We start from the raw sequence: 13,452 nt of genomic DNA on the forward strand, positions 1-13,452 counted from the left end.
GATCCGACCGGGATGGGAATGAAGGAGCGCGAGCAAGGGTCTCCGGATCCGCCGGCACAAGATGGTGTGATGGGTAACATTTCGGGTGCGGCGACGGATCTCGCCGCCGCGCGGGAGAAGCTGCTTGCCCGCGGCCCGAATGAGCTCGGCTCGGCCGTGCTGCGCGAAGCGTGGGGCGAACTGCACGAATTCTGGTTGACTACGAAGGCTTCCGAGATCGGAATCATGCCCGGTAGCGGCTTCGCGATTGTCGCCACCGGCTCGCTGGGCCGCCGCGAGCTGGTGCCCTACTCCGATCTGGACCTACTGCTCCTGCATGACGGCATCAACACCGACGCCGTCCGGGATGTCGCCGATTCACTCTGGTATCCGTTGTGGGACGCCAACATTCGTCTCGACCACAGTGTCCGGACCGTCGACCAGACGTTGAAGGTCGCCAGCGTCGACGTCTCCGCCTGCCTGGCGCTGCTCGACGCCCGGCACATCGCCGGCGACGAGGAGCTGTCCGGTCGACTCATCGAAGGCATCCGCCGTCAGTGGCGAAACGGAATCCAGTCCATTTTCGGCGAAGTCGTCGACGAGACCCACGCCCGATGGCGGCGCTTCGGTGAGATCGCCCACCGCGCCGCGCCCGACCTGAAGTCCGGGCGCGGCGGGCTGCGTGACATCCAATTGCTCGACGCACTGGCCATCGCCCACCTCACCGACCGGCTGGCCGTCGGGGAAACTGACGACCCGCTGGGGTCGCTGACCGGCGCACATCTGACACTGCTCAACGTCCGCACCGAACTGCACCGGGTTTCCGGCCGCGGGCACGATCAGGTCTTGGCCCAGTTTGCCGACGAGATCAGCGCTGCGCTGCACGTCGGCGACCGGTTCGACCTGTCGCGGGTGCTGTCCGACGTGGGACGCACGATCAGCTATCGCGTCGACGCGGGACTGCGGACCGCCTCCAATGCGCTGCCGCGGCGCGGGATGTCGGTGATCCGGCGGCGTCCGCGCCGACCGCTGGACGAAGGTGTGGTGGAGTACGCCGGCGAGATTGTGCTGGCCCGCGACGCCCGACCGCAGAGCGACCCCGCGCTGCTACTGCGAGTGGCAGCGGCCTCGGCCGTCGCCGGCTTGCCGATCGCGGTGTCCACGCTGACCCGGTTGGCCGATACCGCACCGGAATTGCCGACGCCCTGGCCGCGTGACGCGCTGGACAACCTCTTGGTGATGTTGACCGCGGGTCCGGACACCATCGCGGTGATCGAGACGCTGGACCGCACCGGGCTGTGGGGCCGACTCTTCCCGGAGTGGGGCGCCGTACGCGACCTCCCGCCACGCGATGTGGTGCACATCTGGACCGTCGATCGTCATCTTGCCGAAACCGTCTCGCGGGCCAGGATTTTCACTACCCGGGTGGCCCGGTCAGACCTGCTGATCCTGGCCGCGCTGTTGCACGACATCGGTAAGGGTCGCGATGCCGACCACTGCGTGCTCGGCGCGCAACTAGCCACCCAGATCGGCAACCGGTTGGGTATGTGGCCGTCAGACGTCGAGTTGCTGTCCAAGCTGGTGTTGCACCATCTGTTGTTGGCCAAGGTCGCGATCCGGCAAGACCTCAACGACCCGCAGAACATCACCGCAGTCTGCGAAACGCTGGACGGCGACCCAGTGCTGCTAGACGTGTTGCACGCGCTGACCGAAGCCGATTCGCTGGCCACCGGGCCGGGGGTGTGGAGCGACTGGAAGGCCTCGCTGGTCGGTGATCTGGTTCGGCGTAGTCGGATGGCGATGAACGGCGAGCAGCTGCCGCAAGCCGATCCGCTCGACCCCGAGTACCTGACGCTGGCCGCGGACCGCAAGGTGCACGTCGAACTGCGGCCCGGCGCCGATCGCCGCCTACACCATGCGATGGTGATCGCACCGGACCAGCGTGGGCTGCTGTCGAAGGCGGCCGGGGTGCTGACGCTGAACTCGCTGCGGGTGCATTCGGCGTCGGTCAACGTTCAGGACGGTATTGCGATCAGCGAATTCGTGGTGTCACCGCACTTCGGTAGCCCGCCCGCCTCGGGCCTGTTGCGCCAGCAGCTGATTCGCGCGCTGGGCGGTCAGACCGACGTGTTGGGCGCGCTGGAAAAGCGGTCGGCCGACGGCAAGCCCAAGCTAATCGGCGACGCACCGACCGCGGTCCCGGTCCATCAACCGTCCGCGCCACCGCGAATCCTGTGGTTCGAAGGCGCGCCGGGCCGGCTGATCATCGAGATTCGGGCCAACGACCGGCCGGGTCTGCTGGCATTGCTCACCGGTGCGCTGGAGCGCGCCGGAGTGGACATCGATTGGGCCAAGGTCTCCACCCGCGGGTCGATGGTGGACGACGTGTTCTGTATCGCGTTGCCGGAGCGCAGCGCCGCGTCCAAGGCGACTGGTGAGCCCGGCTCGAGCACCCGGTCGGCCATCGAGCATCACCTGTTGGCGGTGTTGGACGAGCCGGCCGCGGTCTGAGCGGGCTGGCGTTTTCGCCGCCATGCAGCCATCGTGGTCCACCGTCGACTTGTTGTGCGAACCACCCGCGATCCGGCCCGACTACTCGACGTTCGGCCACCGATTAAGCTGGGCCCCGTGTTTGAATCGCTGTCCGATCGGCTCACCGGTGCTCTGCAAGGACTTCGCGGCAAGGGCCGGCTGAGCGACGCCGACATCGACGCCACCAGCCGCGAGATCAGGCTGGCGCTGCTCGAAGCCGACGTCGCACTGCCTGTCGTCCGGGCCTTCGTCGGCCGCATCAAAGAGCGCGCCAAGGGCGCGGAGGTGTCCGGCGCGCTCAACCCGGCCCAGCAGGTCGTCAAGATCGTCAACGAGGAACTGGTCACCATCCTGGGCGGGCAGACCCGCGCGCTGGCGTTCGCCAAGACGCCGCCGACCGTGGTGATGCTCGCCGGTCTACAGGGTTCCGGTAAGACCACGCTGGCGGGCAAGCTCGCGTTCTGGCTGCGTAACCAGGGCCACACGCCGCTGCTGGTCGCCTGTGACCTGCAACGGCCGGGCGCGGTCAACCAGCTGCAGATCGTGGGGGAGCGGGCCGGTGTCGCGGTGTTCGCGCCGCACCCAGGAACCTCCGCCGACACCGATCGGGCCGCCGGACCGGGTGACCCGGTCGCCGTTGCGGCCGCCGGGGTCGAGGAGGCTCGGGCCAAGCACTTCGACGTGGTGATCGTCGACACCGCCGGACGTCTGGGTATCGACGAGGAGATGATGGCCCAGGCTGGCGCGATCCGCGCTGCCGTCGACCCCGACGAAGTCATCTTCGTGCTGGACGCGATGGTCGGTCAGGACGCGGTGGCCACCGCGCAGGCGTTCGGCGAGGGCGTCGGCTTCACCGGTGTCGTGCTGACCAAGCTGGACGGCGACGCCCGTGGTGGTGCCGCGCTGTCTGTTCGCGAAATAGCCGGTGTGCCAATTCTTTTCGCGTCAGCAGGGGAGAAGCTGGAAGACTTCGATGTTTTCCACCCGGACCGGATGGCCAGCCGAATTCTGGGCATGGGCGACGTGCTGAGCCTGATCGAGCAGGCCGAGCAGGTCTTCGATGCTCAGCAGGCCGAGGCTGCCGCTGCCAAGATCGGCTCCGGTGAGTTGACGCTGGAAGACTTCCTCGAGCAGATGCTGGCGATCCGCAAGATGGGCCCGATCGGCAACCTGCTGGGCATGCTGCCCGGCGCGGGCCAGATGAAAGAGGCCCTGGCCGCCGTCGACGATCGGCAACTCGACCGGTTGCAGGCCATCATCCGCGGCATGACGCCGCAGGAGCGGGCCGACCCGAAGATCATCAACGCGTCCCGCCGCCTGCGCATCGCCAACGGATCGGGCGTGACGGTGTCGGAGGTCAATCAACTGGTCGACCGCTTCTTCGAGGCCCGCAAGATGATGTCCTCGATGGTGAGCAGCATGGGCATACCCGGGCTGGGACGTAAGTCGGCGACCCGGAAGAATGCGAAAGGCAAGGGCAAGAAGGGTAAAAAGCAGCGCGGGCCGACGCCGCCCAAGGTTCGCGGTCCGCTCGGCGCCGGCATGCCGGCCGGGTTCCCCGACCTGTCCACCATGCCCCAGGGTCTGGACGAATTGCCGCCCGGATTGGCCGATTTCGACTTGTCCAAGCTGAAATTCCCGGGCAACAAGTAGTGCCGCAGCACGTTCGAGGGATCGGCCTGCCCGACGAAGAGCCCATCGAACTGTGGATCTCCGACGGCCGGATCCGCCGCGAACCGATCAGCGGCGCCGACACGATTTTCGACGGCGGCTGGATCCTGCCCGGGCTGGTGGATGCGCACTGCCATGTCGGGCTTGGTCGGCAAGGCGGCACCGACCTCGACGAAGCCATCGCCCAGGCCGAGGCCGAACGCGACGCCGGCGCGCTGCTGTTGCGCGACTGCGGTTCGCCGATCGACACCCGCAGCCTGGACGATCGCGACGACCTGCCCCGCATCATCCGGGCCGGACGGCATCTGGCCCGTCCCAAGCGGTACGTCCCGGGCCTGCCGATCGACATCGAAGACGAGTCGCAACTTCCCGACTACGTCGCCGAGCAGGCGCGCCGGGGCGACGGCTGGGTCAAACTGGTCGGCGACTGGATCGACCGCGGCGTAGGCGATCTCGCGCCCTTGTGGTCCGACGAGGTGCTCAAGGACGCCATCGACGTCGCGCACTCGCACGGCGCGCGCGTGACCGCGCACGTCTTCGGCGAAGACGCACTGCCCGGGCTGATCACGGGCGGAATCGACTGCATCGAACACGGCACCGGGCTCACCGACGACACGATCGAGTTGATGGTCGCGCACCAAACCGCGTTGGTGCCCACGCTGATCAACGTCGAAAACTTTCCCGGCATCGCCGACGCCGCAGGAAAGTACCCGACCTACGCCGCGCACATGCGCGACCTGTACGCCAACGCCTACCGGCGACTGGCCGCAGCCCGCGATGCCGGTGTACGGATCTTCGCCGGCACCGACGCCGGCGGCATGATCGCCCACGGGCGCATCGCTGACGAGGTCGAAGCGCTCAAGGGCATCGGGATGAGTGCCACCGAGGCGTTGGGTGCGGCGTGCTGGGACGCCCGCCGCTGGCTGGGCCGGCCCGGCCTGGACGACGGCGCCTCGGCGGACCTGTTGTGTTTTAAGGACGATCCGCGCCACGGGTCCGCCGTGCTGACCCGGCCCGACCTGGTGATCCTGCGCGGACAGCGGTACTGACTGAGTTCGTAAACAAAATCGCGCCTTACTGAGGACCGACGCTGCGTCGCGCCTCGTTGAGGCAACGACCTACTGATCGGGCCACGTTCTCATGTGCTACTATGTAGCACATGAGAACGATAGGGGTGCGGGAGCTGCGGCAGCATGCCAGCAGGTACCTCGAAGTTGTGGCCGCCGGGGAATCGATCGAGATCACTGACCGGGGCCATCCGGTCGCACGCTTGGTGCCAATCACGGGCGACCCCTGGGAAGACCTGATTAGCGCTGGTGAAGTTGCCAGGGCGGCTGGTCCGATGAACATCGACGACCTCGAACCTGCGGCATACCCGCACAGCGGCTCTGAAACCCTCGAGCGACTTCGGAGCGACGAGCGCTAGCCCGATGCGGATCTACCTGGACACCTCCGCTTTGGTCAAACTCGTTGTCGCCGAGCATGAGTCACAGTCGCTGCGGTCCTTTTTGGGCGCGCGAGGCGGTGATAGCTTGTTCTCAGCGGCCCTGGCGCGCACTGAGCTGATACGCGCAGTGGCGCCGAACGGAGCCCAAGCCATCGCTGATGCTCGAGATCTCCTCAACACCTTGGACACCGTCATGCTCACGCGACAGCTGCTCGACGACGCCGGCACCTTGCTGCCGCTGTGCCTGCGCAGCCTCGACGCCATTCACCTCGCAGCGGCACGGCGAGCCGGCGACACACTGCGTGCGGTCATCACCTACGATGCCCGAATGATCTCAGCCGCAGCGGATCTCGGGATCTCTACCGCATCTCCGCGCTAAGGATCCGTACCGCGCTCGGCACCCTCGAAGAGCGCGACCTCGTCGAAATCGCCCTGCTGGCCGGCTGCTTCTCGATGGTCGGCGTCACCCTCAACGTGTCCGAAGCTTCGGTGCCCTGACGCGAGGAAGGCCTCGGCAGAAAAAGATTGCGAGCACTCACTATCTATGCTAGATTCGCATCACCCCAACGATGCGGAGGACTTGCAGTGAGCTACGACGTGATCATTCGGGACGGATTGTGGTTCGACGGAACCGGTGGTGCGCCGCAGACCCGCACGTTGGGCATCCGCGACGGCGCGGTGGCCACGGTTTCGTCCAGCCCGCTCGACGAGACCGGCTGCCCCGAGATCATCGACGCCAAGGGCAAGTGGGTCGTCCCCGGATTCGTCGACGTGCACACCCACTACGACGCGGAGGTGTTGCTCGATCCCGGACTGCGCGAGTCGGTGCGTCACGGTGTCACCACCGTGCTGCTGGGCATGTGCTCGCTGTCGACGGTCTACGCCGACCCCGACGACGCAGCCGACCTGTTCAGCCGGGTCGAGGCGGTGCCACGCAAGTTCGTCCTGGGCGCCCTGCAAGACAAGTCCTGGTCGACGCCCGCGGAGTACGTGAAGACCATCGACGACTTGCCCCTCGGGCCCAATGTCAGTTCGCTGCTGGGTCATTCGGACCTGCGGACCGCGGTGTTGGGTCTAGAACGCGCCACCACCGAAAACGTCGAGCCCACCGACGCTGAGCTCGACACGATGGCGGCGCTGCTCGACGATGCACTCAAAGCCGGCATGCTCGGCATGTCGGGCATGGACGCGGCGATCGACAAACTCGACGGCGACCGCTTCCGCTCCCGCGCACTGCCGTCCACATTCGCGACCTGGCGTGAACGCCGCAAGCTGATCAAGGTGCTGCGCAGGCGCGGCCGCATCTTGCAGAGCGCGCCCAACGTGGCCAAAGCCGAGTCCGGGCTGTTGTTCTTCCTCTCCAGCAGCCCGATGTTCGGTCTGCGCAAACCTGTTCGGATGAGCCTGCTGGTGTCGGCCGACGCCAAGTCGATGCCGCTGGCCGTGCACGTCTTCGGTCGGGGCACCCGGTTGCTGAATTTCCTGCTGCGTTCCAAGGTGCGCTTCCAGCACCTGCCGGTGCCGTTCGAGCTGTACTCCGACGGCATCGACCTTCCCGTGTTCGAGGAGTTCGGCGCCGGCACCGCGGCGCTGCACCTGCGGGACCAGTTGGAGCGCAACGAATTACTGGCCGACACGGAGTACCGCCGTCGTTTTCGCCGGCAGTTCGACCGCGTCAAACTCGGTCCGTCACTGTGGCACAAGGACTTTCACGAGGCGGTCATCGTCGAATGCCCGGACAAGTCGCTGATCGGCAAGAGTTTCGGCGCGATCGCCGACGAGCGCAAGCTGCACCCCCTGGACGCGTTCCTCGACGTGCTGGTGGAAAACGGCGAGCGCAACGTGCGCTGGACCACCACCGTCGCCAACCATCGGCCCGCGCAACTGGACAAGCTGGCTAACGAGCCGAGCATTCACCTCGGCTTCTCGGACGCTGGCGCGCATTTGCGCAACATGGCCTTCTACAACTTCCCGGTGCGCTTCCTCAAGCGCACCTTGGACGCCTACCAGGAAGGCCGGCCGTTCATCACCATCGAGCGCGCTGTGCATCGCCTCACCGGCGAAGTGGCGGAGTGGTTCGGCCTGGACGCCGGCACCCTGCGAGAAGGCGACCGCGCCGACTTCGTCGTGATCGACCCCGCCGGACTGGACGACTCGGTGGACGCCTACCACGAAGAAAAGGTGCCGTTCTACGGCGACCTGAGCCGCATGGTCAACCGCAACGACGCCGCCGTCGTCGCAACCGGTGTGGGCGGCGCAATTGTGTTCCGCAACGGTGAATTCCGCGAAGGCTACGGAACGACCGTGAAGTCGGGCCGGTACCTCCGGGCGGGCGTGCGCCATCAACAACTCTCCGGCTCGCGCGCGTAGGTCGCAACGATGGCACGGACCCAGCAGCAGCGCCGCGAAGAGACGGTGGCGCGCCTGCTCGAGGCCGGCATCGCGACGATCATCGAGGTCGGCTACGCCCGGGCCTCCGCCGCGGTGATCACCAAGCGCGCCGGGCTGTCGGTCGGCGCCCTGTTCCGGCACTTCGACACGATGGGCGACTTCATGGCCGCCACGGCACGCGAAGTGCTTCGGCGCCAACTGGATTCGTTTACCAAGCAGGTGGCCGCGATACCGTCGGACCGGCTGGCGCTCGAGGCGGGGCTGACCATCCTGCGCGACATTACCGGCAGCGCCACCAATGCCGTGCTCTACGAACTGATGATCGCTGCGCGCACCGACGAAAAGCTCAGCGCGACATTGCAATACGTGCTCGAGCAGTACACCGGTAAGATCTGTGATGCCGCGCGCGCGTTACCCGGAGCCGAGGATCTCCCCGAGGAGACCTTCCCTGTCTTGGTTGCGTTGCTGACCAACACCTTCGACGGAGCGGCGATGTTGCGGGCAGTGCTGCCCCAACCCGAGATCGAGGAGCGGCGAATCGCCCTGCTGTCGTCCTTGCTGAGCGGAATCGGCCTGCCGGCCTGATCGTCAGCGGTCGGTGAGCTTGCTGACCGCGTCGTCCAGCCTGCGGCACAGGCTCATCAGCTCGTTGATTCCGAGCAGGGTGAGCGGGCGATGGGTGGCCGGGCCGTCGGCGACCACGCAGAACGGGGTGGCGTCGCCGAGGGTGTCGCGGGTCTTCATCAGCACGCTGATGCCAGCCGAACCCAGAAACTCGACCTTGGACAAGTCGACGATCAAGCCCTTGGGCTTCTTGGCCAGCGCGCCGTCGATGGCCTCGGACAGTCCGGGAGCGGTGAGCATGTCCACGCCGCCGCCGACGGACACCACCGCGAGCCCGTCCACCTCGGATTCGTGAGCGTAGAAGTCGTCTTTGTCGGATTGCGGTGGCGGGCCAGAGGCAGCGTGTTGGTTGTTGGCCATCATCGATCTCTCATTCCTTGCGGACACCTGCGTTGACAGCTCGCAACGCAGACGTCGTTGACGATGGCTGTCGACTCAACCCACGGGCGATGTCGACGCGTGTCGACTCCGGTGCCGGGGAAGCTCGTATTGAACTCCTGCGTAACAGACTGCCACGGCACACCGAAGAGTAGCCGAAACCACGGACACTGTCGTCGCCGCCCTACAGCGTGCCGATTCCCGATTGCGGGTTGAGCGCAAAGCCCCAGTCGAGCAGGCCGGCGGCCTGATCCCAGTACGTTGGTCCGCCTTCGCGCACCAATCCGTACATCATGGCTACCACCAGACGGCGCCCTCCGCGAGCGGCGGCACCGACGAACGTCTTGCGTGCGGCGTCGGTGAACCCGGTCTTGCCGCCGATCGCGCCCGGATACCGCGTCAGCAGTTCGTCGCGGTTGACGATCAGGTGGTCGCCGTCGTTCCCGGTCTCGTTGGGAAACATCGCCGACGGCTCGGCGGTGATCTGGGCGAACACCGGGTTGGCCATCGCCGCGCGAAAGATGACCGCCAGATCGTGGGCCGTCGACCAGCCTGTTCCGCCGGGCCCGTCCAGGCCGGACGGTGTTGAGGCGTGGGTGTTCACTGCGCCCAGCGATGCCGCCTTGGCGTCCATCTTGGCCACCGTGGCGTCCACGCCGCCCAGCATGTGCGCCAGCGTGTTGGCCGCGTCGTTGCCGGAGACCAACAGCAGGCCGTCCAGAAGCTGGCGCGTCGTGTAGCTGTGGCCGGCTTTCACGCCCACACAACTGCACTCGACGCGGCTGTCGGCCGCATCGGCGACGACGGTCGAGTCCAGGTTCAGCTCGTCGAGCACCACCAGCGCCAGCAGCACTTTGATGGTGCTCGCCGGCGGGTGGCGAACATTCTCGTCCCGTGCGGCCAGCACCTGGCCGGAGTCGAGATCGGCCACCAGCCAGGTCTGGGCGGGGCCGTCGGGGATCGGCACCGAGCCGACCGGCTGCACGCCGACGTCGGCCCACGCAGTTGTGCCGGAGCCGGCAATGGCTAACGTGGCCGCGATTGCGGCGATCAGCATCCGCATGGGTCCGAACAGTACCGGCCCGCTGCCGTTGGCAGAGGTGTTCAATCAAGTCATGTTGAGCCACGCCGAAATCTCGGACCGGTTGGAAATCCAGCAGCTGATCACCGACTACTCGACCGCGATCGACACTCGGCGCTTCGAGGATCTCGATGCCGTATTCACCCCGGACGCCTACATCGACTACACGGCTCTCGGCGGGATTGAAGGCCGCTATCCCGAGGTGAAGGCCTGGTTGGCGGAGGTGTTACCGAACTTTCCGATGTACGCGCACATGCTCGGCAACTTCTCGGTGCGCATCGAGGGGGACACCGCGTCGTCACGGACGATCTGCTTCAACCCGATGGTATTGGGCGGGGAAAAGGAGCAGGTGATGTTCTGCGGGCTGTGGTACGACGACCAATTCTGCCGGACCGCCGACGGCTGGCGGATGACCCGCCGGGTCGAAACCAAGTGCTTCCAGAAAGTCCTGTGACGGCCGCACTCAAGGCGTGAATTTCTGACTCGGGGCCCGGTTCTGGCACAATAGGCGGCTGTTCGTCGCGCGACCCACCGCCACTGCGGTGCTTGTTCGGCGGTCACACACGCGAGGCAAAACCGGATCCGGGCACTCCCGCCCGAATCGCTGAATTGCAGCGTGACACCTGCTAGGAGAAGTGGCGTCACCATGGCTGTAAAAATCAAGCTCACCCGGCTCGGCAAGATCCGCAATCCGCAGTACCGGATCTCGGTCGCCGACTCGCGGACGCGTCGCGAAGGCCGCGCCATCGAGGTCATCGGCCGGTATCACCCCAAGGAAGACCCGAGCCTGATCGAGGTCGACTCCGAACGCGCGCAGTACTGGCTATCCGTGGGAGCCCAGCCCACCGATCCCGTCCTCAAGCTGCTCAAGATCACCGGCGACTGGCAGAAGTTCAAGGGCCTGCCCGGCGCTGAGGGCCGGTTGAAGGTGGCCGCACCCAAGCCGACCAAGCTCGAACTGTTCAACGCGGCCCTGGCCGCCGCCGACGGTGGGCCCGATACCGAGGCCGCCAAGCCTAAGCAGAAGAAGGCGCCGGCGAAGAAGGCCGCTGACAAGCCCGCCGACAAGGCGGAGAAGTCCGACGATGCCGAGAAGCCGGCCGGTGACGCCGGCGCACCGGCAACTGACGTTGCAGCCGCCGAGCCGGCCGAACCCGCGACCGAGAGCTGACCGCGGCCATGAGCACCGTCGTCGTTGACGCCGTCGAACACCTGGTCCGTGGGATCGTCGACAATCCCGACGATGTGCGCGTCGACCTGGTCACCAGCAGGCGCGGTCGGACCGTCGAAGTGCACGTCCATCCCGAAGATCTCGGTAAGGTTATCGGCCGCGGCGGACGTACCGCGACGGCGCTGCGCACGCTCGTCGCCGGTATCGGAGGTCGCGGCATTCGCGTCGACGTGGTGGACACCGACCAGTAACGGAGAGCTCGGCGTGGAGTTGACAGTCGGGCGCGTGGTGAAAGCGCACGGCGTCGCCGGTGAGCTCGTCGTCGACATCCGCACCGACGATCCCGAGCTTCGGTTCGCCCCGGGTTCGGTGTTGCGCGCCAAGGGGTCTGATCGCCGCGAGTGCACCTACACGGTGGACACGGTTCGCCCGCACGGCGCCCGACTTTTGCTGAGGCTGTCGGGTGTAACCGATCGTGATTCCGCCGATGCGCTGCGTGGCAGCGTGTTCGTCGTCGACTCGGCGGACCTGCCACCCATCGACGAGGACGACACCTACTACGACCACCAGCTCGAAGGTCTGCGGGTGCGGACGACGGCGGGCCTCGACCTCGGCACGGTCACCGAAGTTTTGCACACCGCAGGCGCTGAACTGCTGGCGATCAAGCGCGACGGCGCCCCGGAACTGCTGGTGCCGTTCGTCGGTGCCATCGTCACGGCGGTGTCGCTGCAGGACGGTGTCGTCGAGATCGATCCGCCCGACGGTCTCCTGGACTTGGAGAACTGAGGGCGCCGAGATGAGAATCGACGTCGTCACGATCTTTCCGTCGTATTTGGATCCGCTGCGACAATCGTTGCCGGGCAGGGCAATAGAGTCCGGCCTCGTCCGGTTCGAGGTGCACGACCTGCGCCGGTGGACGCACGACGTGCACCACTCGGTCGACGACTCGCCGTACGGGGGCGGGCCGGGGATGGTGATGAAGGCCCCGGTGTGGGGTGAAGCGATCGACGAGATCTGCTCGCCGGCAACACTTCTCGTCGTCCCGACACCCGCGGGCAGACTCTTCACACAGTCGGTCGCGCAGCGGTGGAGCGGCGAGTCGCACCTGGTGTTCGCCTGCGGCCGCTATGAGGGAATCGACCAGCGGGTGGCCGAGGATGCCGGCACGCGGATGCGCGTCGAAGAGGTGTCGATCGGGGACTACGTGCTGCCGGGCGGTGAATCGGCGGCGCTGGTCATGATCGAGGCCGTGCTGCGGCTGCTGCCGAATGTCCTCGGCAATCCGCTTTCCCACCAAGACGATTCGCATTCCGACGGGCTGCTCGAGGGCCCGTCGTACACCCGACCGCCGAGCTGGCGGGGACTCGACGTCCCCGAGGTGCTGCTGTCCGGCGATCACGCCCGTGTTGAGGCGTGGCGCCGGCAGGCCTCCGAGGGACGGACGCGTGAACGCCGACCCGACCTGTGGGATCGCGGCTAGCGCCAGGGTGCTGTCTTTCCCGACGAGCGTGCCCGCTTGTACGTTCTAACTCGCCCGTGTCGCGTGCTGACACGCACGCTCGCACCCACGCCACGGTGGGGTGTGGGAAGGGCGGCGATTCGCCGTGATTTCACTCCCATGGGCCCGATCTGGCACAATTGGTCAGTTGTCTCCGGTGGGTGTCGGCCGATCGGCTCGCTTCCGTCCACTGCGAGACTCCCAGACGTCCGAATCCATCGGCTGAGTTGCCTGCTCACACGCCCGCAGCGGTGAGGACCAGCACCGGCCGCGACCGCAAGGAAGTGTCTCCGACATGAACACGCTGGACTTCATCGACAAGACGTCGCTGCGCGATGACCTCCCGACCTTCAACCCCGGCGACACGATCAACGTGCACGTGAAGGTGATCGAGGGTGCCAAAGAGCGCATCCAGGTGTTCAAGGGCGTGGTGTTGCGGCGTCAGGGCGGCGGGGTTCGCGAGACCTTCACCGTCCGCAAGGAAAGCTACGGCGTGGGCGTCGAGCGGACTTTCCCGGTGCACTCGCCCAACATCGACCACATCGACGTCGTGACCCGCGGTGACGTCCGTCGCGCCAAGCTCTACTACCTGCGCGAGCTGCGCGGCAAGAAAGCCAAGATCAAGGAAAAGCGCTGATTCTGGGCGCGGTCGGCGTTTCTGCGGCGGCCCGGCCGGATCG

General features: G+C 66.6%; 14 protein-coding genes and 1 pseudogene. 13 read left to right on the plus strand and 2 right to left on the minus strand.

All coding sequences use genetic code 11. The annotated features are described in order from the left end of the window. Nucleotides 1-69: 69 nt before the first annotated feature. The 7 genes and pseudogenes from ABDV69_RS00990 to ABDV69_RS01020 all read left to right on the plus strand — a co-directional run bounded on the left by ABDV69_RS00990 (nucleotide 70) and on the right by ABDV69_RS01020 (nucleotide 8,605). Nucleotides 70-2,490 (plus strand): [protein-PII] uridylyltransferase, encoded by a 2,421-nt coding sequence (locus ABDV69_RS00990; RefSeq protein WP_343571472.1) that lies wholly within the window; start codon nucleotides 70-72, stop codon nucleotides 2,488-2,490. A gap of 117 nt (nucleotides 2,491-2,607) precedes the next feature. Next, nucleotides 2,608-4,164: a signal recognition particle protein gene (gene ffh, locus ABDV69_RS00995; protein ID WP_343571473.1), complete on the plus strand. Its 1,557-nt coding sequence runs from the start codon at nucleotides 2,608-2,610 to the stop codon at nucleotides 4,162-4,164. Next, nucleotides 4,164-5,231 carry an amidohydrolase family protein gene (locus ABDV69_RS01000; protein WP_343571474.1) on the plus strand — a complete coding sequence of 356 codons (1,068 nt, stop codon included), beginning with the start codon at nucleotides 4,164-4,166 and terminating at the stop codon, nucleotides 5,229-5,231. The genes ffh and ABDV69_RS01000 overlap by 1 nt, the downstream gene beginning before the upstream one ends. A gap of 110 nt (nucleotides 5,232-5,341) precedes the next feature. Then, nucleotides 5,342-5,608 (plus strand): type II toxin-antitoxin system prevent-host-death family antitoxin, encoded by a 267-nt coding sequence (locus ABDV69_RS01005; RefSeq protein ID WP_343571475.1) that lies wholly within the window; start codon nucleotides 5,342-5,344, stop codon nucleotides 5,606-5,608. A 4-nt stretch (nucleotides 5,609-5,612) separates the two neighbouring features. After that, complete coding sequence (locus tag ABDV69_RS01010; RefSeq protein ID WP_343571476.1) at nucleotides 5,613-6,008, plus strand: type II toxin-antitoxin system VapC family toxin; 396 nt, start codon at nucleotides 5,613-5,615, stop codon at nucleotides 6,006-6,008. A 165-nt stretch (nucleotides 6,009-6,173) separates the two neighbouring features. Beyond that, a pseudogene (locus ABDV69_RS01015) lies at nucleotides 6,174-7,999 on the plus strand (amidohydrolase family protein). Between the two features lie 9 nt (nucleotides 8,000-8,008). Further along, nucleotides 8,009-8,605, plus strand: coding sequence for a TetR/AcrR family transcriptional regulator (locus ABDV69_RS01020; RefSeq protein WP_343571477.1), 597 nt, complete (start codon nucleotides 8,009-8,011; stop codon nucleotides 8,603-8,605). A 3-nt stretch (nucleotides 8,606-8,608) separates the two neighbouring features. Here the strand turns inward: ABDV69_RS01020 and ABDV69_RS01025 are convergent, their stop codons facing one another. Both ABDV69_RS01025 and ABDV69_RS01030 read right to left on the minus strand, forming a co-directional pair. Then, complete coding sequence (locus tag ABDV69_RS01025; RefSeq protein WP_343571478.1) at nucleotides 8,609-9,007, minus strand: STAS domain-containing protein; 399 nt, start codon at nucleotides 9,005-9,007, stop codon at nucleotides 8,609-8,611. 199 nt (nucleotides 9,008-9,206) lie between these two features. Beyond that, nucleotides 9,207-10,085: a D-alanyl-D-alanine carboxypeptidase family protein gene (locus tag ABDV69_RS01030; RefSeq protein WP_343571479.1), complete on the minus strand. Its 879-nt coding sequence runs from the start codon at nucleotides 10,083-10,085 to the stop codon at nucleotides 9,207-9,209. A gap of 52 nt (nucleotides 10,086-10,137) precedes the next feature. Here ABDV69_RS01030 and ABDV69_RS01035 point away from each other — a divergent pair, with 52 nt between their 5' ends. From ABDV69_RS01035 to rplS, 6 genes are all read left to right on the plus strand, one after another. After that, complete coding sequence (locus tag ABDV69_RS01035) at nucleotides 10,138-10,557, plus strand: nuclear transport factor 2 family protein (protein ID WP_343571590.1); 420 nt, start codon at nucleotides 10,138-10,140, stop codon at nucleotides 10,555-10,557. A gap of 192 nt (nucleotides 10,558-10,749) precedes the next feature. Next, a complete protein-coding gene (gene rpsP / locus ABDV69_RS01040) occupies nucleotides 10,750-11,274 on the plus strand; it encodes a 30S ribosomal protein S16 (RefSeq protein WP_343571480.1) in 525 nt (174 codons plus the stop codon). Between the two features lie 8 nt (nucleotides 11,275-11,282). Further along, nucleotides 11,283-11,525: an RNA-binding protein gene (locus tag ABDV69_RS01045; protein WP_025736282.1), complete on the plus strand. Its 243-nt coding sequence runs from the start codon at nucleotides 11,283-11,285 to the stop codon at nucleotides 11,523-11,525. Nucleotides 11,526-11,538: 13 nt separating this feature from the next. Further along, entirely contained in the window at nucleotides 11,539-12,060 is a 522-nt protein-coding gene (gene rimM, locus ABDV69_RS01050; RefSeq protein WP_343571481.1) for a ribosome maturation factor RimM, read from the plus strand. A 10-nt stretch (nucleotides 12,061-12,070) separates the two neighbouring features. After that, nucleotides 12,071-12,754, plus strand: a complete 684-nt coding sequence (gene trmD, locus ABDV69_RS01055) for a tRNA (guanosine(37)-N1)-methyltransferase TrmD (RefSeq protein WP_343571482.1) — start codon at nucleotides 12,071-12,073, stop codon at nucleotides 12,752-12,754. Nucleotides 12,755-13,067: 313 nt separating this feature from the next. Next, nucleotides 13,068-13,409: a 50S ribosomal protein L19 gene (rplS, locus tag ABDV69_RS01060; RefSeq protein ID WP_343571483.1), complete on the plus strand. Its 342-nt coding sequence runs from the start codon at nucleotides 13,068-13,070 to the stop codon at nucleotides 13,407-13,409. Nucleotides 13,410-13,452 lie beyond the last annotated feature (43 nt).

The organism is Mycobacterium sp., assembly GCF_039583785.1.
Taxonomy (GTDB): Bacteria; Actinomycetota; Actinomycetes; order Mycobacteriales; family Mycobacteriaceae; genus Mycobacterium.